This is a genomic window from Parasphingorhabdus sp. SCSIO 66989, assembly GCF_032852305.1.
Taxonomy (GTDB): Bacteria; Pseudomonadota; Alphaproteobacteria; order Sphingomonadales; family Sphingomonadaceae; genus Alterisphingorhabdus; species Alterisphingorhabdus coralli.
Genome location: NZ_CP136594.1, coordinates 1097373 through 1119129, shown reverse-complemented (window position 1 = coordinate 1119129; position 21757 = coordinate 1097373). Strand labels below are relative to the sequence as shown.

Annotated in this window: 20 protein-coding genes and 1 tRNA gene; 8 read left to right on the top strand and 13 right to left on the bottom strand. The window is 56.8% G+C overall.

Annotation, left to right across the window (positions count from 1 at the left end; all coding sequences use genetic code 11):
* Positions 1-261: 261 nt before the first annotated feature.
* From RB602_RS05215 to RB602_RS05205, 3 genes are all read left to right on the top strand, one after another.
* Positions 262-2484: an EAL domain-containing protein gene (locus tag RB602_RS05215; protein ID WP_317083584.1), complete on the top strand. Its 2223-nt coding sequence runs from the start codon at positions 262-264 to the stop codon at positions 2482-2484.
* 155 nt (positions 2485-2639) lie between these two features.
* Positions 2640-3338, top strand: coding sequence for an extensin family protein (locus RB602_RS05210; RefSeq protein ID WP_317083582.1), 699 nt, complete (start codon positions 2640-2642; stop codon positions 3336-3338).
* A gap of 65 nt (positions 3339-3403) precedes the next feature.
* A complete protein-coding gene (locus tag RB602_RS05205; protein ID WP_317083580.1) occupies positions 3404-4270 on the top strand; it encodes an LOG family protein in 867 nt (288 codons plus the stop codon).
* A 3-nt stretch (positions 4271-4273) separates the two neighbouring features.
* Here the strand turns inward: RB602_RS05205 and proC are convergent, their stop codons facing one another.
* The 5 genes from proC to RB602_RS05180 all read right to left on the bottom strand — a co-directional run bounded on the left by proC (position 4274) and on the right by RB602_RS05180 (position 7838).
* Complete coding sequence (proC, locus tag RB602_RS05200) at positions 4274-5095, bottom strand: pyrroline-5-carboxylate reductase (protein ID WP_317083578.1); 822 nt, start codon at positions 5093-5095, stop codon at positions 4274-4276.
* 17 nt (positions 5096-5112) lie between these two features.
* Complete coding sequence (locus tag RB602_RS05195; RefSeq protein ID WP_406568393.1) at positions 5113-5619, bottom strand: type III secretion system chaperone family protein; 507 nt, start codon at positions 5617-5619, stop codon at positions 5113-5115.
* Between the two features lie 164 nt (positions 5620-5783).
* Positions 5784-6077 (bottom strand): accessory factor UbiK family protein, encoded by a 294-nt coding sequence (locus RB602_RS05190; protein ID WP_317083574.1) that lies wholly within the window; start codon positions 6075-6077, stop codon positions 5784-5786.
* Positions 6078-6147: 70 nt separating this feature from the next.
* The gene (locus RB602_RS05185; RefSeq protein WP_317083572.1) at positions 6148-6714 is read right to left on the bottom strand and encodes a TspO/MBR family protein; all 567 of its coding nucleotides are present in this window, start codon (positions 6712-6714) and stop codon (positions 6148-6150) included.
* 341 nt (positions 6715-7055) lie between these two features.
* Positions 7056-7838 carry a TlyA family RNA methyltransferase gene (locus RB602_RS05180; RefSeq protein ID WP_317083570.1) on the bottom strand — a complete coding sequence of 261 codons (783 nt, stop codon included), beginning with the start codon at positions 7836-7838 and terminating at the stop codon, positions 7056-7058.
* A 58-nt stretch (positions 7839-7896) separates the two neighbouring features.
* On the opposite strand from RB602_RS05180, the gene RB602_RS05175 reads away from it, so the two are divergent.
* Entirely contained in the window at positions 7897-8568 is a 672-nt protein-coding gene (locus tag RB602_RS05175; protein ID WP_317083568.1) for a hypothetical protein, read from the top strand.
* A gap of 645 nt (positions 8569-9213) precedes the next feature.
* Here the strand turns inward: RB602_RS05175 and RB602_RS05170 are convergent.
* From RB602_RS05170 to RB602_RS05145, 6 genes are all read right to left on the bottom strand, one after another.
* A complete protein-coding gene (locus RB602_RS05170) occupies positions 9214-10047 on the bottom strand; it encodes an IS5 family transposase (protein ID WP_317080037.1) in 834 nt (277 codons plus the stop codon).
* A gap of 392 nt (positions 10048-10439) precedes the next feature.
* Complete coding sequence (locus RB602_RS05165; RefSeq protein ID WP_317083567.1) at positions 10440-10766, bottom strand: hypothetical protein; 327 nt, start codon at positions 10764-10766, stop codon at positions 10440-10442.
* A 1543-nt stretch (positions 10767-12309) separates the two neighbouring features.
* Positions 12310-13296: an SDR family oxidoreductase gene (locus RB602_RS05160; protein ID WP_317083566.1), complete on the bottom strand. Its 987-nt coding sequence runs from the start codon at positions 13294-13296 to the stop codon at positions 12310-12312.
* Positions 13293-13835 (bottom strand): TetR/AcrR family transcriptional regulator, encoded by a 543-nt coding sequence (locus tag RB602_RS05155; protein WP_317083564.1) that lies wholly within the window; start codon positions 13833-13835, stop codon positions 13293-13295. The genes RB602_RS05160 and RB602_RS05155 overlap by 4 nt, the downstream gene beginning before the upstream one ends.
* Positions 13836-13983: 148 nt before the next feature.
* Entirely contained in the window at positions 13984-15414 is a 1431-nt protein-coding gene (locus tag RB602_RS05150; protein WP_317083562.1) for an alpha/beta hydrolase, read from the bottom strand.
* Positions 15415-15460: 46 nt separating this feature from the next.
* The gene (locus RB602_RS05145) at positions 15461-15988 is read right to left on the bottom strand and encodes a MarR family winged helix-turn-helix transcriptional regulator (RefSeq protein WP_317083560.1); all 528 of its coding nucleotides are present in this window, start codon (positions 15986-15988) and stop codon (positions 15461-15463) included.
* A gap of 116 nt (positions 15989-16104) precedes the next feature.
* Between RB602_RS05145 and RB602_RS05140 the strand changes: the two genes are divergently transcribed.
* Positions 16105-17196 carry a branched-chain amino acid aminotransferase gene (locus RB602_RS05140; RefSeq protein WP_317083559.1) on the top strand — a complete coding sequence of 364 codons (1092 nt, stop codon included), beginning with the start codon at positions 16105-16107 and terminating at the stop codon, positions 17194-17196.
* Between the two features lie 121 nt (positions 17197-17317).
* Positions 17318-17392 (top strand) — tRNA-Gln (locus RB602_RS05135).
* 147 nt (positions 17393-17539) lie between these two features.
* Here RB602_RS05135 and RB602_RS05130 read toward each other — a convergent pair.
* Positions 17540-18340, bottom strand: a complete 801-nt coding sequence (locus tag RB602_RS05130) for a ferredoxin--NADP reductase (RefSeq protein ID WP_317084426.1) — start codon at positions 18338-18340, stop codon at positions 17540-17542.
* A 120-nt stretch (positions 18341-18460) separates the two neighbouring features.
* Positions 18461-19366: an aldo/keto reductase gene (locus tag RB602_RS05125; protein ID WP_317084424.1), complete on the bottom strand. Its 906-nt coding sequence runs from the start codon at positions 19364-19366 to the stop codon at positions 18461-18463.
* A gap of 292 nt (positions 19367-19658) precedes the next feature.
* Between RB602_RS05125 and RB602_RS05120 the strand changes: the two genes are divergently transcribed.
* Together RB602_RS05120 and RB602_RS05115 are read left to right on the top strand one after the other, a co-directional pair.
* Complete coding sequence (locus tag RB602_RS05120) at positions 19659-20351, top strand: response regulator transcription factor (protein WP_317084422.1); 693 nt, start codon at positions 19659-19661, stop codon at positions 20349-20351.
* Positions 20351-21682 carry a FecR family protein gene (locus RB602_RS05115; RefSeq protein ID WP_317083557.1) on the top strand — a complete coding sequence of 444 codons (1332 nt, stop codon included), beginning with the start codon at positions 20351-20353 and terminating at the stop codon, positions 21680-21682. Before RB602_RS05120 ends, RB602_RS05115 begins: the two co-directional genes overlap by 1 nt.
* The last annotated feature ends 75 nt before the right edge of the window (positions 21683-21757 follow it).

The window sequence follows — 21757 nt, the reverse complement described above, 5'->3', positions numbered from 1 at the left end:
ATTCTCTCCTTGCAGAGAGCACGCGCGGCGTTGGGACCGCGTGGCCCGTCGACGGCTTTAGGGATGCACTGCACCCGGAGCAAGAGAGAAATTTGCTCGCCTGAAAGAATAAGCAAACAAGATCATGGTTATCAGGAGTTTACCAACGGCTAAACCATTTGGTCACTACAATGAGATATTGCCACATTCAGAATCTCAAACAAACTGAATCCGGCCATCCGCCCGGAGCGTGCACAGTATCGACGGGGCAAGATAAAGCGCATGAAACGACTGATCAGCGAAATATGCAGCTATTGGATAGTGATCATACCAGCCGCTGTTCTGCCGGTCATGCGCGGCAGTCTGGACAATGCTATACTCATCCAATCGGGCTATATCGCGCTGGCGACACTTGTGATTGCGATCATTCAACGTCGCCATATATCCGAGAGGTTTCGCCGTAAACGCGACAATGCCCAAGCTATTCGTGCGGTCAATCTTATCAAGGATTTTGAGGAGAAAGGGCTGGGCTGGTTCTGGGAAACCGACCGGCACGGCAATATCAGCTATATCTCTCCGCCGGTTGCTGAAAAAATCGCCAAAAGCGCCGATGAACTGGTGGGCACGCCGATTAAGGACCTGATTGCCAAAGATGTGACACCCGATGATGATCGGGAGGAACGCACATTGGGCTTTCACCTGTCATCCCGCACCGCGTTTAGCGACCTCTCCCTGAAAGTGGCTGCTGATGAGGAGCGCTGGTGGTCGATATCGGGGAACCCGATTATCGATCGCTATGGCAATTTCCGCGGCTTTCGCGGCAGCGGCACTGATCTGACGGGGATGCGCGAGTCACAAAATGAGATTCAGAAGCTGGCGCGTTATGACACGTTGACCGGCCTGCCCAATCGCCTCGAGATCAATCACTCACTCGAAAAGGCCCTGCGCGGCCCTATGGGCAAGACCGCATCCTGCGCCCTGTTCCAGATGGACCTCGACCGCTTCAAGCAGGTCAATGATACTATGGGCCACCCGGTGGGTGACGCACTGTTGCAGCAGGTGGCCAAGCGATTGGTCAAGGTGATGGGCAATCATGGCCAGGTCGGGCGACTGGGTGGTGACGAGTTTCAGGTCGTGCTGCCCAAATATCGCAACCGCGAAGAGCTAGCGCACTATGCCCATGCGATCATCGAACGGTTGTCACAGCCTTATGCCATTTCCGGCTCGCAAGTGCGCATTGGCGCGTCCATCGGCATTGCCATGTCGGATGAAAAAGCGGACACCACCGCCGCATTGGTGCGCAATGCCGATCTGGCGCTCTATGCCGCAAAGGATGGCGGGCGCGGTGCTTATCGTTTCTATGAAGCCGATATGCACAGCCGCGCATCCGAGCGGCAAGCGCTGGAAAATGATCTGCGCGAGGCGCTTAATCGCAACGAGCTGTTTCTTGTCTACCAACCTGTAATCAATGTCGCCAGCGAGACCATCAGCGGCTTTGAAGCGCTGGTGCGTTGGAAGCATCCCGTGCATGGGATGATCAGCCCGGAGCTGTTTATCGGTATTGCCGAGGAAGCCGGCCTTATCACGCAGATTGGCGAATGGATTCTTCGTTCCGCCTGTACCCAGTTGGCGCAATGGCCAAGCGATATCCGCGTCGCAGTCAATGTCTCTACGGTGCAATTTGCAACCGGCAATTTGCCGCTGGTGCTGACCAATGCGCTCGCTGCGAACAAGGTGAAGCCCAGCCAGTTGGAGCTGGAAATTACTGAAAGCGTGTTTCTCGATGAAAGCGAAAGCAATATTGAGACCTTCAACCGGATCAAGCGCCTTGGTGTCCGTCTGGCGCTTGATGATTTCGGCACCGGCTATTCCGCGCTTGGTTATCTCAAAAAAGTGCCGTTCGACAAAATCAAGATAGACCAGAGCTTTGTGCGCGGCGCGACCCAGCGCGGCAGTATGAATTCAGCCATCATCGCCTCGATCGTCTCACTCGCCAATGCGCTGAAGATGGATACCACCGCAGAAGGTGCCGAAACGCTGGATGAACTTGATCTGGTACGGCAGCTCGGATGCTCGCATATTCAGGGCTATATCTATGGCAAGCCAATGCCCGGCGACCAAGCCAGCGCCTTGCTGGAAAGCAAGGGCCGCAAAGTCGAGGCACAGGGTTTCCGCACCAACCGCGAAAAGCGGCACCGCACCTATCGCAATATCCGAGTCTGGCATGACGGCTTTGAGTATCCGGCACTGGCGCGCAATATCTCCGAACACGGCATCATGATGGATGGCGGCCCGGTATTGCAGGCTGGTGATGTGGTAACCGTCATGTTTGACGAAACGCTGATGCTCGATGCCGAGGTACGTTGGTGCGAGGGCATCCACACCGGCATGGAATTTCAGGCGAAACTGGATTTCAGCCAGCTTGGTCGTGAGCAGCAGCCGGTGACCAATGATCTGGGCGTCGATGTCAAAGACCCCTATATGCGGCAGGTGCGCGGCATTTAGGGCAGTTCCATACGCTACTGCTTGATCTCGCAGCGGTTCGAAAACGGACCATTTCATATTTTGTTAACCATTTTTGCTCGGACAAGGTTAACCATTGATTCACTATTATTCCGGGCATGTCGGATCATCGCTCAGCAATTATAAAGGCGCGTCACTTGGCACTCGTCCTAGTTGGGGCGGCTCTGCTCAGTGGTTGCAGCGCGATCCCAATAGTCGGTGGCCGAAGCAACGATGCCCCGGCACGCCCGGGCAGCGCTTCGGCATCATCCGCGCCTGCCAGCCGTATCGCCACAAACGCGCCGACGCGCCAATGCCATAGTGCCCTGAAAAAAGCGGATGTGAAATTCACCCCTCTGCCCGACCGCTATATGGACGGTGGCTGCACCCAATTGGGCGCGGTGCGGATGGCCAGTTTGAATCTCAGTCGCTTCTTGCGCGGCGGCGGCGAGTTGGCCGTCGCCAATCTGGGCCCGGTAACCTGCCCGATGGCGGAGCGCTTTGCCGGTTGGGCGCAATATGGAGCGGCCCGCGCGGCTCGGCAGATACTCGGCAGCGATTTGGTGCGCATCGAGACCATGGGCAGCTATAGCTGCCGCAGAATTGCCGGGAGCCTGCGCCTGTCGCAACATGCCCATGCCAATGCGATTGATGTGTCGGCCTTCGTCCTGGCCGATGGTCGGCGGATATCGGTGAAACAGGGCTGGAAGGGTTCGCGCAAGGAACGCGAATTCTTGCGCACAGTGCACAAAAGCGCCTGCAAACGCTTTGGCACCGTACTCGGCCCGGAATTCAATGCCGCGCACAAGGACCATTTCCATCTCGATATGGCGCAGAATAACGGATATTGCCGCTAAGATTTTGCACTGTCAGCCGCAATCGATCATTGCCGTCAGCGCCATGCGCGCCTAATTGATGCGGCATGACAAAAAAGGATTTACAGGAACGCCGCTTCCGCCGCGCTTCCGAAGACGCCCGCACCGCTGAAGATGTACTGGTCACCCCGCAGACCAGCGACCCCGCCTATCTGCTGGCGTTTCGCGATACCGAGTTTCTGCTGCGCGAAGAATTGCGCCCGGTGCGCTTTCAGCTAGAACTGCTCAAGCCGGAGATGCTGCTCGATGAAGCCAATATCGGCTCGACATTGGTAATTTACGGCTCGGCGCGCATTCCCGAACCAGCCAAGGCGCAGGCGCAGCTTGACGCTGCGCGCACGCCGCAGGAAAAGCGCGTTGCCGAAAAGCTGGCGGAAAAAGCGAAATATTATGACGAGGCGCGCAATCTTGCCCGGCTCGCCAGCGAATGCGAACAGACCGAAGATGGCAAGCGCCAGTTCGTCGTTTGCTCCGGCGGTGGTCCGTCAATCATGGAAGCCGCCAATCGCGGCGCGGATGATGTTGGCAAGGAGTCCATCGGCCTCAATATCGTGTTGCCGCATGAACAGGCACCCAATGGCTATGTGACGCCGCACCTCTCCTTCCAGTTCCACTATTTCGCGCTGCGCAAGATGCACTTCCTGCTGCGCGCCCGCGCGGTTGCGGCCTTCCCCGGCGGTTTTGGAACGCTGGATGAGTTTTTCGAGCTGCTGACACTGATCCAGACCGGCAAGATGGAGCCGATTCCGATCCTGCTTTACGGCAAGGACTTCTGGAACCGGATCGTCAATTTCGAGGCACTGGCCGAGGAAGGCACAATCTCGCATCGCGATCTCGACCTTTTCCATATGGTGGAAACCGCCGAAGAAGGCTGGGCGATTATCCGCGATTTCTACGATCTGGATTGTGACTAGAGGCTAGCTGAATTCCTGCGCCATTTCCGCATCGCGCTCGGTCGCGGCGCGAAGCGTCTCTGTCAGCAGCTGTGCAAGCGCTTCATCCTGATCGAGTACATTGAGGCCAGCGCGGGTTACACCGCCCGGGCTGGCGACCTTATCGGCCAAGGTGCCGGGATCAAATTCCGACATCGCCGCCAGTTGCGCCGCACCTTCCACCATGGCCAGCGCCATTTGCCGGGCCTGTTCCGGCGCGATGCCGTTAGCTTCTGCACCCTTGCTGAGCGCATCGATAAAGCGGAACAGAAAGGCCGGGCCAGAGCCCGCCAGCGCGGTCGCCGCGTGCATATCGCTTTCACTATCCAGCCAGTAAAACTGTCCGAGTTGCTCCATCAACGCGGTTGTCTGCGCTTGTATGTCCGCATCGCTTCCTTGCGGCATATATCCGGTGCTGACCGATTTTCCGATGCTCACCGCCATATTGGGCATCACCCGGACGATAGCTTTCGCTTCAGGAAAACGTGCTTTCAGCGAGCCATGGGTAACCCCGGCGAGGATCGACATCACCACCGTATCTGGCCTAACCAAAGGCCGCACCCAATCGGCGACTTCCGCCAGCTTTTGCGGTTTGACACCAAGGACCAGCCATTCTGGCAAGGGCCGTCCTTCGGGCCAGTTTCGCTCCACCGCGATATCTCCGGGACCAGTCTTGCTGTTCGGGCTGATAATCGTCACCCGATCCTTAGGCAATCCAGCATCGAGCCAGCCACTCAGCATGGCTCCGGCCATATTGCCGCAGCCGATAAAGCCGATCGATTTTGGAAATTCTATCCGATCAGGCATAGGCGCTCCTCTGCCCGTCAGGCCTCGCCCATGGTATCGATCAGCGCGCTGGCCAGAGCTTCCTGGGGGTTTTTGTCACCCCAAAGAATGAACTGGAATACCGGGTAGAAGCGGTCAAACTCGCTCAATGCGGTCTCGACCAGCGTTTGTGCCTGGTCCAGTTCCAACAGACCATCATCGCCGAGCATCAGGCCATGGCGATAGAGCAGCATGCCGTTATTTGACCACAGATCAAAATGGCCGAGCCAAAGCTGCTCATTGATCAGGCCCAGAGCCTCATAAATCGGCAGGCGCTTGTCCTCGGCGATCTTCAGCTCGGGCAGCAGCAGCATTTGCAGCACATTGTCTTCTTCACGCCAGATGGCGCGCAGCGAATAGCGGGTCCAGTCGCCCTTGATTTCGGCAGCCAGCTCATCCTCGCCATCGCGCTCAATCGGCCAGCCGCGCGCCTCAAACAGCGCCGCCAGCATATCCATGGGCGGCGCTTCCTGGCTATCAAGCTCTACAGGATCGGTCAGCATCACAGCTTCGTTCCGACAGGGGAAAGGCACGAGGCGTTGTTCATGTCCTGACCATGCGCCGGGAGATCAGTCAAAGGCAAGCCATCAGCTAAATTGGCAGGGGACAACTGTAAAAGCCTGTTGAAAGGCTGTTGATAAGCTGGTGATGGCCTTGCGGCCTAAACCCTTTAACTATCGGATTTTTTTGCCCGCGTCGTGCGCTTGGCAGCCGGTTTTGCAGCCATTGCGGCTTCCAGCTCGGCCACCCGCGCCTTCAGCGCTTCCGCCTCTTCGCGCGCGGTCGCAGCCATCTGTTTGACCGCGTCAAACTCTTCGCGACTAACGAAATCCATACCGGCAAACCACTGCTTGGCCCGCTCGCGCGCGCCATCACTCGCCTCGCGACCCATGCCGGCAAAAGTCCCCGCCGCGCCATTCACAACACGGGCAAGATCAGCAAACAGCTTGTTATCACTCTGCATGGGTCGGGGTTTCCTATCTAAAATCTGACTATGCCCTATATGGACATAGAGGCGGCTGAAACAAGCCAAATCATTGAGAGGGCGGCAGCGCGCCACCGCTCTGCGCCGTAGGTACGATCAGCGTCGCCGCATCAGGGTTGAGCGTATCAATCTGCTTGTTGAGGATTGAGGCAAAACACAGCCAGACCAGATAAGGCACCATCAGCCAAGCCGCCAAGGCGCGGATTTTGCCGAACAGCAAAGTGGTGATCGTCGCCAGCATGAAAATGGCCACGAGCAGATAAAAGGCTGCACCGACCTGATGCATCCCGAAGAACAGGATCGACCAGAACAGGTTGAGCGCGAGCTGCGCCACCCAGAAGCCCACCGCAAGCCAGCGCCCTGGCGCATTGCGGGCGTTCAACACCAAGGAAACGGCGAAACCGATCATCACATACAGCACCGCCCAAGCGAGAGGAAAGGCCCATCCGGGTGGTTGTGCATCCGGCTTGATCAGTGCGGCAAACCAGGGATTTTCCTCGCCGGTACCGGCAAATTGCGCCGAGGCAAAGCCAAGCAATACGGTCAATGGCACGATAAACAACGCCCAGCGCCAGAACGCCATGCGCAATTGCCCGGGTGATGCCAACTGGTTCATGTTCGTCCCTCTTTGCTCCCTTTTGGATGCTTCTTAAGCCGTCAGCGCGATCAGGGCCAGACAGCTAACCATCTTTTCCATCGCCATTTTTAAGGCAGGTAATCACGTCGGCCCCGCGCAGGCGGGGCCTAGGCTTTTCTTATGAGAATCACGCAAAGACGCAAAGACGCAAAGAAGATTCCCTATTTATGCAGGCCCTTAGCGCCTTCGCGTCTTTGCGTGAGAAAAAACTAGCCCTGGCCCCGCCTCGGCATAGCCGAGTTTATCCTGAGCGCCTGCCTTACAGGCAGTCGAAGGGCGGGGCCGACGAGAATTAGCAAACGACTTGATAAATCTGCCAATTACGCCTTTTCGCCAATCCGCTGCGCCGCGACCAGAAATTCGACATTGCCGCTCGGTCCGGTGATTGGACTGGTGGTGACGCCGGAGACGCGCCACCCGGTTTCTTCCAGCCAGTCGCACACCCTGTCACATACCGCTTTATGCAAAGCCGAATCGCGCACCACACCGCCTTTGCCGACCTGATGCCGTTCCACTTCGAACTGCGGTTTGATCAGCGCCACCAGCCAGCCGCCGGGGCGGACAAAGCTGATCGGCACCGGCAATATCTTCGCCAGTGAAATGAAGCTGGCATCGCACACCGCGATATCCAGCGGCTCGGGGATATGCTCGTCGGTCAATATCCGCGCGCTGGTCTGTTCATGCACCACCACCCGCTCATCCTGACGCAGCTTCCACGCCAGCTGGTTGGTGCCGCTATCAACCGCATAAACCCTGACCGCACCGCGCGACAGCAATACATCGGTAAAGCCGCCGGTTGACGAGCCGATATCAATCGCGGTCATGCCACGGACATCAATGCCGAAATGCTCCAGCGCATGATCGAGCTTCAACCCGCCGCGCGAGACCCAGGGATGGTCACGCCCGCGCACCTCCAGCGGCGCGTCTTCAGGTAGCTGTTGCCCCGGCTTGTCAATCCGCTGTTCACCGGAAAACACCAGCCCGGCGAGCAGCAGTGCCTGCGCCCGGCTGCGGCTCTCGGCCAGTTCGCGCGCCACCAGAAGCTGGTCAACACGCTGTTTCTTGGGCTTGGCCTTTGTGGGTTTTGCAGAGTTGGCAGACATTGCATCCGTCATGGGCATAGATTTTGCAAAACTTCAACAGTTTCAGAGCGGTCCGGGCTTGAGGCGGCCAGCATATAGCGCCATTGTCTGCGCCATGATCCGCATTCCCCAAGCCCCATTGGCCCTCGCCACCTGTCTGTTGCTGTGCAGCGGCTGCATCCCCAGCTCCGGTGCCACACCGGCGGCCCCCGCTGCGCCGGAAACCGCGTCCGCACCGGCCGCGCAGCCCGCACCGGCGCCCGCCCCGGAACGCAGGGCCGCGCCGCTCCCCGCCGATTGGCGCGACTGGCCAAAGCTGGACGGCTATTGGATGCATGCCAAGGATATTCAGGAAGCCCAGCCAGGACCAGCGGCCTATTATTTTGTCAAACCAAAACCGCATCATGCGAAGCAACAGCCATGGCGCTGGGCCAGCATCTCTTGCGAGGCGAATGGTGGCCCGATCACCTTTGCCTATCGCACCAGCAAGATGCGCGAACCGATCAAAGCCTTCCCGACAACGGTAATCACCAGTTTCGGTGAGCGGCAGATCAACAGCAGCTATAGCGACCCGCAAGGCAGCGCCTATGAGGACAAACGCATCACCTTCTCTGCCCCGGCGCGCGATGTGATCTGGGACGAGATTGTCTATAGCCGCGGCTCCTTCGCGCTGCGCCTGAGCGACACAACAGGCCACCGCATCCCCAACCCGCCGGAAATTGCCCTCGTCGTCGAAGATTGCCGTTCTTAACAGTCCAGCCCAAGCCATTACAGACACAGGAAAACCCTGTCTTCGGGCGGGTCTATGGTGATGTGTGAAGGTCCGCGAAGCCTGTTTGCAGCGCGAACCTTAATTATTGTTCGGAAAAAAAATTAAATCAAGTCTTGTTGTCAGAGTCACAATGATTCACCTTGAGTCTTGTCAGGCAGGAGCAGTCCAACTCGGACGATTATAGCGAGGGCAAGGCAATGGTTTTCATACAAGCGAAAGGAGGTGATCCGATGTCTCATGGTTCAGCAAAGAGGTCGGAGCAGTCCATTCGTGGAGATGCCTTTTAACGGGTTCGTGATCTGTTAAAATCAAAGGCATAGTCACGAAGGCGGCACTTCCGGCCGCTGACCATGCGATGGGCCGTGCGCTTGCTCCCAAGGGACAAGCCGCGGCCCCTCTCATTTTTGGGTATGGGAAAACTGGTGAAGGGGTGCGGCGCTGTGGGCCAGACTTGTGATGGTCGCCAGTCGCGCGCTGAGTGGCAGGGCCGAGCCAAGCCAGATGTTTCACGCGAAGCACGCGAAGATTATCAAGAGCGCGAAGAGATTGCACTCGACCTCACCCCTCCCCTTGAGGGGGGGGGCAGTGAGACTTAGCGCCGTAAGAGCCTGATTCGAAAGTATCTCAAGCATAACAGTATTTTGCGGTTCTTCGTATAATCATACGGATGGAAGCGATGAGCGCCCATGCGGTTGAGCTTTCGATGGATGTTTCCCAGTCTTTGGCGAGGCGTCGGCATCGCCCTAGCCATGCGAAGGTGCGTTCGACGACCCATCGGCGTGGCAGGGCTTGAAAGCCCTTGGTGTGATCGGAGCGCTTGATGATTTCCATGGTCCACGCCCCCATGCCAGCCAACGTAACCCCCAGTTTTTGCCCTGCATATCCTCCGTCAGCAAAGACGTGTCGCAACCAGGGGAAGCGGTGGCGAGTTGCCGCCAGCACATCGACAGCCCCGTCACGGTCTTGAATATCGGCACTGTGGACGAGGACGAAGATCAGGAACCCGCATGTGTCGGTTATGATGTGCCGCTTCCTGCCTTTCACCTTCTTGCCCGCGTCATAACCCGATATTCCACCGCTCTCGGTGGTTTTCACGCTCTGGCTGTCGATCACGCCAGCACTGGGCGAGGCTTCGCGCCCCTCGATCTCGCGCAGGTTCATCACCAGCACCATGTTGAGCGTATCGAACAGGCCAGTGTCCCGCCATGCGTAGAAATAGCGCCGTACCGTCGACACTGGCGGAAAACACTTGGGCAGCAACCTCCATGCACATCCGGCAGAGGCAATATAGAGCAGCGCATTGACCACCTCGCGCATATCCGCCGTCCGCGGCCGACCACCACGCCTCGCCGGGGGAATGAACGGCTCCAGCAACATCCACTCCCTATCCGTCATATCCGATGGATATCGCAAACCTTCCCGGCTATGCTCAGCCCGGGCAATACCAGTCCATGCCATGCTTCACTCCTACTCTTCGCAAAGCAGGTGTGAATCACAAATGGCTGGTATTGTTCAATAACTTTCGGATCAGGCTCTAAGGCGGTTAGTCGCAGCGGGGTGGGGTATACCACTTGCGCGGTGCCTGTGGCAGGCTCTTCCTTCGGCCTCGGTTTCTCGCGAAGCACGCGAAGGAGCGAAGAGCGCGAAGGGGTATTTCGGGGAAATTCGGGGAAAGTTTGCCAGCGCCTCGATTCCAAATAGGACCATGGGCACAAAAACTGTCCCCGAATTGCCCTTGCGCAACCCTCTCAATCGAAGAATTTAGGGATTTAGTAAACTGTCACTTGTATTAAAAAATTCACATCCAAATTCAATTGGGTGCGTTTCTTCTAACAAGACCCTCAGCTCTCTTAGCTGGGATATTCAAACTTCGTATGCGCTTTGCCGTCCTTGCCGAGCGTCAGCGTAAAGGAGGACCATTCGCCGCCTGTGTGGGCCTTCATTACAGCACGTAGTTCTTGACAGAGGTCAAGGTTTTTACTCGAAACTCCGACCGGCGCAGCAAAGTTTACAACTTTTCCATCTGTCTTGTAGAACAAGGCAGTGTCAATCGTATTGAATTCATCGTCGCATTCATATTCACACCATAAGGCGTCATATTCAACATCAGTCGTATTGAACAATATATTTGCCAGTTTCTCCAATAGTTTTGACTGCTTTTCAATGTAGTTGATCATTTTTATGCTGCCTCATTATTGAGTGGCTGCGTTAGCGTCTTGCCATTAATTGTCAAATTAAATTCCACCGTACGGAATTACGGTGACAGCAATTACGATCAATTACGATTACAGTTTACTAAACCTCTAAATTATCAAGAGGAAGGCGCAGGGGTAATTTGGGGACAGTTTCATGGGCAATGCGCTCAATCGTGATCGGAGCTATCAAAAACTGTCCCCAAATTACCCCGAAAGGCCTGCGGCTTCCCCCTTCGCGCGCTTCATAATCTTCGCGACCTTCGCGTGAAACATGTGGCCTGGTGTAACCGCAACACCTGACCAAGCGGCCCTGACGATCGCCACGCACAGCCATAGGGATCAAAAACACTGGCTCCATGTCGATGTCCTACATCCCATCCGCCTGCTATCATCGCTGCGGCTCCTTCTTATCTGTTGATCCTGTGTTTTGATTTTGGCGTATATGTGTCACTTTGCCCTTAGGGAATTACGGTGGAATTACGGAATTACGGTGACAGTTTACTAGGAATTACGGTGGAATTACGGTGACAGTTTACTAAATCCCTAAAATATCTAGAGGAAGGCGCAGGGTAATTCGGGGACAGTTTCATGTGCAATGTACTCAAACACGACCGGAACTATCAAAAACTGTCCCTGAATTACCCCGGAAGACCTGCTCCTGACCTCTTCGCGCGCTTCATAATCTTCGCGACCTTCGCGTGAAATATTTGGCTTGGTGCGAACCCAACACCTGACCAAACGGCCCCGACCATCGCCAAGCGCCGCCATCCGATCCGGGTCAAAAACATCAGCTCCATGGCGATGTCCTACATCCCATCCGCCTGCTATCATCGCTGCGGCTCTTTCTTATCTGTTGATCCTGTGTTTTGATTTTGGCGTATATGTGTCACCTTGTCCTGATGCGTAGTGGCTGTCGCATATGTCTATCTATTCAATGGCTTAATGGGCGATATCGGGAGGTCCAACAGGGTGACACGGTGTCACCTTGTGTCACTTTTTGTTGGGTTTGAATCACCGAGGTACAATTACGGTGGAGAGGAAGGCGCAGGGGTAATTCGGGGACAGTTTCATGGGCAATGCGCTCAAACGAGACCGAAGCTATCAAAAACTGTCCCCGAATTACCCCCACCAAGCCACAAGCAAATTGAGCCGAAAAGAGCAGTGCTTTTGTGCCTTTGTGGCTTTGTGTGCACTAAGAATTCCTGGCCCTGCCTTGGCCAAGCCGAGCTTTGCTGTAGGCCTGCTTCGCAGGCGGATCATGGTGAAAAACTGAGGCCGAAGGGAGGGCTTGCCAAAAGCTCTTGCGCAAGTGGCATACCCCACCCCGCTGCGACTAACCGCCTTATGACGCTAAGTCTCACTGCCCCTCCCTCAAGGGGAGGGGAGACATTTTCTCTACGCCTCCGTGTCTCCGCGGCTTCGCGCCTCCGCGTGCGATAACCCAACCCTACGACTGGCGTGCGAATTATGCGGGTTGCGCCGTAAACCGCGAGAATATCCGGACGCTCTAACCCGACCCCAAGCGCTATTGCCGTTGCACCGATTCTGCCGAGGCGATGATCGCATCTTTGACCGGGATAAAGCTGAAGCCGAAGGTCTTCTCGGCCTTGGCACCGGAGACCGCGAGATTGCGGCCTATATTGGGCGCAATCGCTTTGGCATCGGCGGAAAACAGGCTCATGATGCGCAGCAGCCAAGCGGGCGCTTCGGACTTGGGTGTTTTGAGGGTATCGTCCCAAGTCTTCAGCATCTGCCCCAATTCAAGAAAGCGATGCGTGCCGCTAGCGGCGGCGAAGCGCTCGCCCTTGGTGGCTTCCATATCAATCGCCGCGACATGCATATGCGCCACATCGCGCACATCGACCGCCACCATGTTGATCGGCGGCGCCATGGGGATTTTGCCGGTCATTAGCTGCTCCACCAGCTCAAGCGAGGTGCCAAAGCGGTCATCCATGGCGGGGCCGAAGACGGCACCGGGATTGATGGTGGTCAGCGCAATCTCGGGGTTCTCGGCGACAAAATCCCAGGCTGCCTTTTCGGCCAAAGTCTTTGAGGCTTCATAAGCGCCGACCGAAGGATCATCGGGAGAGGTCCAATAGGTCTCGTCCGAGGGCGCCATTTTCGGCTTGTCCGATTGCTTGTAGATCGCGGCGCAGGAAGAGGTCAGGATCACCCGCTTGATCCCCGCTGCCTTGGCCGCGTTCATGGCGCGCAGCGTGCCCTGCACCGCTGGCTTGATCAGCTCTTGCGGGTCTTTGGGTTCGCTCATTGGAAACGGCGAGGCGGTGTGCATCAGCACATCACAACCCTGCATCGCATCGACCCAACCGGCATCTTCATTCAGGTCAAGAAAGGCAAATTCCAGTGTCGCGTCGGGAAACAGCCCTTCCAGCTCGGCCTTGCGCTTTTCCGAGCGCACCGAGGCGCGAACGTCATAGCCCTTTTCGAGCAGCTCGCGCAGAATATGCTTGGCGATGAAACCGGAGGCACCGGTGAGGAAAACTTTGGTCATGATTTCAGTCCTATGGATGTACACAGCATGTCAAAGGCCAGATCGGCCTCCTCGCTGTGCAGGTTTTCGGTAATGACGAGATCGAGTTGGAAGAAGATCAACTTGCCGACAAAGCCCGCATTGGGCCCGCGGATTACACCGGTGTCGAGCGCGGTTTGAATCCAATCGGCAGAAGGCTTGGCCAATTGGTCAACCTGCGCCTGTGTTTCGGCGCTGGTTAGCCCGGCTTCGAGCAGCAAATGCATGATGGCGCGCTCTTCGGGATTGGCACGCGCCCATGCGAGATAGCCGCGCCAGTTTTCGAGCAGGTGCGCGCGAGTGAAACTGTCGGACCCTGAATGCGGGACAGCGGCGAACATGGCGCTCTTTGCGGCGAGATAGATGGCATCGATCAGCGCTTGCTTGGTCGCAAAAGCGTTGAACAGCGTGCCATTGGAGACCCCCGCCGCTTTGGCAATGCTGGCGGTTGATACGCCAACGCCCTCTGCCAGGAACAGGCTGGTCGCAGCGTGTATAATCTGAGTCTTTCGCTCGCTCATGCGGCGGCTGATAGATTGGAGTGACTAGTCAGTCAATCCCTGTTCCATGATTATTTGTTGGAAAGTAAGGATAGATTTTAGTGTAAACTTCGTAACCTTCGTCCAGTCAGCTTGACGCTTGCCAACAGGCCTATGCAATGGACGAAGACTAGTCGGCATCCAGATCGCACAGTGTCGATGCGGGCGGCAGGCCATCGGCCAAAAAGGTCCGCACGCTGAGGACAAAGCACTGCGGCGCTGTCATGAGGATATAGTGCGGCGCGTCTTTGATGGTTACTAGCCGCACCTCCCTTTCGGCAGCTTCCAGCAGCTCCACATGCTCTTGCGCCCCAGCGTAAGCGGTTTTGGGGTCAAGATCGCCATGCAGCAAAAGCGTTGGCGGCATCACTTTGGGCAATGTCCCGAAATGCTCATCGCGTTCATAATCCGGAATGCCACCCATCAACAGCAGTGAAGGCAGAGGGCTGGCAAAGAGCAACCCCTCTTCCTCTGCAGCGATCTGTTCTGCTGTGAGGTCCGGGCGCGGGTTATTCTCTGAGCGACTGATCAGGCTGACCAGCGGCACCGAGGAAAAACCCTGCGCATAGGGCGCGAACATCTTGCCCAGTCCGGCAAGCCGCGCCTTGGCATGGTCCAGCCAGGCCGGATCACCGGCGCGCAATCCGGCGATGACATTGGGAAGCATGGCGCGTGTTTCGGGCAGGTCGAGCAAGCCGGAGAGGGTATATTTGGGCTTTGGCCCGAGCATTTCCTGCGCCGCCGGATCGGCGAGCAGCGTCTGCAGTTCCTCCTCTAAAGGCCTAACAAACAGCTTGCTGCAATCCGGGTCCTGATCACAATCGCGAAGCACCTGTCGGCCGACAATATCGGTGACTGCCGAGCGGCGGCTCAGATCCCATTGGGCGTTGGTTTCCGGCGGAATGATGGAGTCCAGTATTACCCCATCCACATTGTCAGGCGGCGCTATGGCCAGCGTCCGCAAAACCAACTGCGTGCCATAGGAAACACCATAGAGATAGCGCTTCTGGCCATTGTCGAAACGCGTCATCAGCAGGTTAAGGTCATGCGCCGCGTTGGAAATGGTGAAGGCTTTTGTGCGTTTGGGATCGGCGTTGAGCGCACCAAAACAACTGCCCCATTCCGCCCCTTCCAGCGCTGCTCCACCGTCACTTTCCGGGCTTTCTTCAACAACACATAATCGGGTGGAGAAACCGGTGCCGCGATGATCGGGAATATAAAGGTCAAAGCCAGGTACGCTGGCTCGGATGGTATCGATAAACGGATAAAACGACACTCCCGCTTCGCCCGGCCCTCCGGCAACTAGCCAGAGCTGGCCCTGGGACTCGCCGGAAGCAGGGAATTTACGGACAAAAAGATCAATATAGCGCGCAGCCTCGCCTTGATGGTCCAGAGGCGCCGGAATCTGCGCACAAAGCGTTCCGTTCAGCGCCATGTGCTTGTCGGCATCTGCGCAAGCCACAAATTCAGCAGCCGATTCTTGCACATCGCCCTGAGCGACTGCGGGAGATACAAGCAAGAGGCTAAGAGCAGGCGCCAGAATACGCAGAAGCGGCTTCATAGATTTCTCCATATGTGCATATTTCAATATAGGGTAAGTGCAGGATTTACCGCTCGCGCAGTCGCTCCCCGAGGTCGCTCACCAGCTCGCGGTCCTCCTCGGGCACCAGTCCCTCAAGCACCCGCCAGAAGCCGGTGACATCTTCCTGACCGGCAGCGGCATAGGCGCTGGACAGGCGGACGCGCAGGGCGTCGAACAGCTCGCCTTCCAATGCCCGCCCCTCTTCGGTGAGCCGCAGCAGTTTCTGGCGGCGGTCGACGGTGCCGGGGCGGGTTTCGATGAGGCCGCGTTTATGCAGCTCGGTCAGGACGCGCCCCAAAGACTGCTTGGTGATCGCGAGCAGCCGCAAAAGATGACTCACCGTCAGGTCCGGCTCGCGCGCGATGAAATACAGCGCGCGGTGATGCGCACGGCCCAGCCCCTGCCGCGCCAGGCCTTCGTCAATCGCCTTGGTCAGTCTGGTATAGCCAAAATATAGCAGCTCCATACCGCGCCGCACCTCTTCCTCGCGCAGGAACATGGGCGACGCAGTGGGTGTTCTGGATGAAACGGTGCGCTCAGATGGGTCAGTCATATTGACGTAATCTGCCAGCGCGAATAGAGGATTGCAACCATTAGCAACTATTGCAAAGACAGACCCTAGCCGGACGTACATCCCGGCATAGCAAAGGGCAGCAGGAGCAGGACAATATGGCCGACACGCTCGATTTTGGCTTTCATCCCAACCCCGATCCGATGCCGGCGGATGAGCGCGCAGAGCGGTTGAAAGACCCGGGCTTTGGCACGCTGTTTACCGACCATATGGCGATGGTGCGCTATACCGAGGGCAAGGGCTGGCATGATGCCGAGATCAGCGCGCGGCGGGCTTTGTCGCTCGATCCGGCGGCGGCGGTGCTGCATTATGCGCAGGAGATTTTCGAGGGCATGAAGGCCTATAAACAGGCCGATGGCGCGATTGCCCTGTTCCGCCCGGAAGAGAATGCGCGTCGTTTCCAACGTTCGGCTGAACGTATGGCGATGCCCGAGTTGCCCGAACAGATTTTTCTCGACTCGATCACCAGACTGACCGAGGTCGAGCGCGACTGGATCCCGCCACAGGAAGGGGGCGCGCTCTATTTACGGCCGTTTATGTTCGCCAGCGAGGCCTTTCTCGGCGTGCGGCCGGCAAAGGAGTATCTCTATCTGGTAATCGCCTGTTCGGTCGGCTCCTATTTCAAGGCCGATGCCCCTGCGGTCACCATCTGGGCCTCGCAAAACTATTCACGCGCTGCCCCCGGCGGCACCGGCGCGGCGAAATGCGGCGGCAATTATGCCGCCAGCCTGCCCGCTCAGGCCGAGGCGATCGAAGCGGGATGCGATCAGGTGGTGTTCCTTGATGCAGCGGAAAAGCGCTGGGTCGAGGAACTGGGCGGCATGAACCTGTTCTTCGTGTTCGACAATGGCGAGGTGGTAACCCCGCCGCTGACCGGCACCATCCTGCCCGGCATCACCCGCGCCTCGCTGATCCAGCTATTGCGCGATGAAGGGCTGACGGTGCGCGAAGAACCTTATGCTTTTGAAGACTGGCGCAAGGACAGCGAATCCGGCCGCCTGCTCGAGACTATGGCCTGTGGCACAGCGGCGGTGGTGACAGCAGTCGGCACTGTGAAATCCGCAGATGGAGACTTCACCATCGGCACTGGCGGACCCGGCCAGATCACCCGGAAAATGCGCGATCGTCTGGTCAATATCCAGCGCGGCGAGGCACCCGACCCGCATGGCTGGGTCAAGCATATCGGTTAAGTGACAATTTCATGGCTTCGGGGTCTTGCCCTGTCCGATCAAAGCCGATAAGAGCGCCGTCACCGATGGTTCAGCAACCCTTTGCACCGGACCATCTGCTGACCAAAAAGCGGTCAGCTACTGGGGTGTAGCCAAGTGGTAAGGCAGCGGTTTTTGGTATCGCCATTCGCAGGTTCGATCCCTGCCACCCCAGCCATTTTTCTCGCATTATATCCTCCCCATTCATGGGGAGGGGGACCGCCGAAGGTGGTGGAGGGGGCGAGCCGTTAGGCGCTGCGCAAGTGGAAATCCCCCTCCGTCAGCCGCTTCGCGTCTGCCACCTCCCCGCAAACGGGGAGGATTTTTAGCCGACAAAAGCCCGTTCAATAACGAAATCACCGGGCTTGGCGTTAGAGCCTTCCTCGAAGTTCAGGCCCTCAAAATAGTCGGAGAACTGTTTGATCATATCCATGCTGCCGCACATCATGATACGATCATTTTCGGGATCAAATTCCTTTGTTCCTTCCACAAACAGCGTGCCGTTCTCGATCAGCTTATCGATGCGGACATTGTTGTGAAAATCCTCGCGGGTGACAGTGGGGACATAGTGAAACTGCTTCGCCGCCTCTTCCTCGACCAGCGGATCGTCTTTCAGACGGGCCAGCAACTCGTCATAAAAGGCCAGATCGCTGACCTGCCGCACACTATGGGTCAGGATGATGTCGTCAAAGCGCTCATAAATATCCGGGTCGCGGATGATCGATAGGAAGGGCGCAAGGCCGGTGCCGGTGGAGAGCAGGAACAGCCGCTTGCCGGGGCGCAGTGCTTCGGACACCAAGGTGCCGGTCGGCTTGCGGCCGAGATAGAGCTGATCACCGACCTGAATATTCTGCAGACGTGAGGTGAGCGGGCCGTCTTCGACCTTGATCGAGAGGAATTCCAGCTCCTCGGCATAGGCCGGGCTGCAGACTGAATAGGCGCGCACCAGCGGCTTGCCGTCGACCGGCATGCCGATCATAATGAATTCGCCTGAGCGGAAGCGGAAGCTGCGCGGACGGGTAACGGCGAAGCTGAACAACCGGTCATTCCAGTGCTTGACCCAAAGCACCTCGACGGTTTCAAACGCCTTGGACTCTGGGATGATCATCGGTGTCCGGGTTTCCATATCCATTACTTTTACCTGCACGTGTCTGTCTGAAATTGCCTGATTGGCTGCTGCATATAGTGCGATTGCCGCCAAAAGCGATGATAAATATTCTAGGCACAGCCAAGCCTGCGCTTTGCATTACGGCAGTGGTTCGCCACGACTGGCGACCAGCACATCATACCATTGGTCGCGGGTCCATTGCATCGTCAGCGCCTTGGTCGCGTCGGCGATGCGCTTCGGGTTTTGCGAGCCGATAATCGGGATGACCCTGGCCGGATGCGCCATTAGCCAGCCCATGGCTGCGGCGGCCAGTGACACGCTCTGTTCGTCGGCAATGGCTTGCAATGCCTCGGCGACGGACTTTTCACGCTCGGTCTCCGGCTTTATCAGCCGTCCGCCGCCCAAGGGGGACCATGCCAGCACCGCGATACGATGCTGCATCGCCTGATCAAGCTGCCCATCTTCGATAGGGTGTAGATGCAGAGGCGAGAATTCCGGCTGCGTCGTCACCAATGGGGCATTGAGATATTCCTTCAATGCCGCAATCTGCGCCATGGTGAAGTTGGACACACCAACCGCGCGCACCCGGCCACTAGCGACCATCGAATCCAGCGTCATCGCCAGTTCCTGCGGATGAGTCAGAATATCAGGCCGGTGGATCTGGTAGAGGTCAATATGATCGACCTGTAGCCGTTGCAGCGAAGCATCCAGAGCGCGCATTAGATAATCACGCGAACTATCATAAGGCACAGGCGGGGTTATGCCCCCCTTGCTCGCCAGCACCATATTCTCGCGCAGCGAAGGATTGAGCCCCAGCACCTGGCCAAGCAATTCCTCGGCCTTGCCAAAGCCTTCCTCGCCAAAACCATAAATATCGGCGGTGTCGAACAGGGTAATGCCATTGTCGAGCGCGGTTTCGACCAGATGCTGCGCCTTCTCCACGCCCTGCCCGGCAAAACGCCACATGCCCCAAGCCATGGGGCTGACGGGAATATCGGTGCCGGTAAGGGTAAAAGGTGCGGGGTCGATTCCAAATTGAGCCATGGCCTCGGCGATGCCGAGCAGTGTCGTCGGCGTCAAGAGCCGTGTTTCCCAAAAGCGCTCATCGCATTTGCAACGTCCGGCTACACACAGGTTTTCAGAGCAAACTCAACCATGTATACGATAGTAAAATCCAAAATGGATGCAAAATCCTAAGTCACAACTGTAAATGCTGGTAACTAGCGGCTCTAGTCGCTGGATTCCCGTCCATGTTACAGGCTATTGCCAAATGCAAACGGATATTTGCCACGTGCAAACGAATATTATTTGGATGTTTTAAGTGGAAGCCTTGAGTATGCGTATTGCTATTGCCGATGATGATCCAGAGATCATCTCTTTTCTGCAGAATATTATCGAAGATATGGAGCATGTCTGCGTATCTTTTTCTGATGGCGACAAGCTCGCTTCAGCTTTGCTGCGTGATACATTCGACCTTATCCTGGTTGACTGGAATATGCCCGGAAAGTCCGGTTTGGAGATTATCCACTGGGTTAAGGAGTCGCTTGATGAAGCCCCCGCCATCATCATGATGACCAGTCGTTCCGCCAAGCAGGATATCTCCGAGGCGCTGAATGCGGGCGCGGATGATTACATCACCAAGCCCGAGGACGAGACAGTCATTGCAGCACGTATAGGCGCAATACTGCGCCGTTCCGCGCCACCACATGCGATGACGAAAACGGTCGCCTATGGCCGTTACGAATTTGATCGCATGGATCAGGCCGTCTCCTTTGATGGCAAAACGGTTAAGCTTACGTCAAAGGAGTTTGACCTATCCGAGCTGCTCTTCCGCAATCGCGACCGTACTTTGTCGCGAGCCTATATTATGGAAACAGTTTGGCGTACCAATGCTGATCTCGCTACCCGAACGCTCGATATGCATGTATCGCGTCTGCGCTCCAAACTGTCCCTGTCACCAGAGAACGGTTTCCGCATTTTCACGGTTTTCGGCTATGGTTACAGACTGGAGACTATGAAAGAAGCCTGATGTCTTTACGGATCCCCCATTTTGCTCTGATATTCATGGCGCTGCTTGTCGCGTGCCTGCCTGTCTCTATGGCACAAGCCCAGACAAACAGAGGGGATTCTGAAACCGCGCGCTACACGGTAAAACGTGGCGACAATCTGTTCGACTTGGCTGCAAAATATTTCCGCCGCCAACAGGACTATCGCACCGTACAGCGCATCAACCGGATAAGCGATCCGCGTCGAATCCCTGTCGGCACAGTCCTGAAAGTTCCGTACTCCCTGCTCAAATTTCGTGATGAGTCGGCTCGCGTGGCGGCCTTCCGAGGCACCGCCCGTATCTCGGCAAAAGGCAAAGGCGCGCGCGCACCGGTACTGAATGAAACGCTGAACGAAGGTGTCGGGCTGGCGACAGGAGCCGCGTCCTCGCTCTCGCTTGCAGTCAGCGATGGCTCGACGCTCACCATGCCTTCAAACAGTGTGATGCGGATTGTGCGGCTGAGACGCTGGTTACTGACCGATAGCCTCGACTTTGACTATGCCTTGGAAGAAGGCGCGGTGCGCACCAAGTTCAATCCAGCTCGCAACGATGATGACCGCTACCGGGTGCGGACACCATCTGCGGTTTCTGCTGTGCGCGGCACGGAATTCCGCACACGCTATGACGACGCCAGCAATACGTCCTATGTCGAACTGGTCGAAGGTAGCCTGGACATTAGCGGCAAGAATCGCGGCAATGCGAATTTGACTCCTGGTTTTGGTGCTATTGTTTCGGGCAAGGCGCTTAGCAAACTGGAGCTGCTGCCTGCTCCCAATTTTGTTGAAGGGTCGGGAAATCAGCAAGACATGCGCCTGAATTTCTCGGTTGAGCCTGTCGCTGAGGCGGTTGGTTATCGGCTCATAGTCTCGCGTGACAGCGGGTTTATCGAGGTTGTCGAAGATGTACGCGGGGAGGATAACCGCTTCACGCTGCAAGAGCTCGCCGATGGTGATTACTTTGCCAGAATGAGCGCACTTTCCGACAACGGCCTGGAAGGAATGCCTTCACAAGTCGCGTTCCGCCGCCGACTAAACAGCCTCAGCGCGACCGTTGAGGAAACCAATAGCGGTTTTGTATTCCGCTGGGTTGGCTCAGGCACCGGCAAGAAAGTCTATCGCCTTCAGATATTCAAGGATGATGCTCCAGGACAACCGCCTATCGTCGATGAGGCTGGACTGACCGAGACATCGCTGACTCTTTCTGACCTGGTGCCCGGCAGCTATCGCTGGCGTGTAGGTTCAACCATCTTCTTCGATGGCAAACAGGAAGAGAACTGGACCGAGTTCCAGACAATCCGAATGGACGACGAATAGGCCAAGCCTCAGGGTCAAATTAGTGGCAAAAATGCTGTGATGATCTTTTCTGCGCAGCAGGATAAAGGTGGGCCC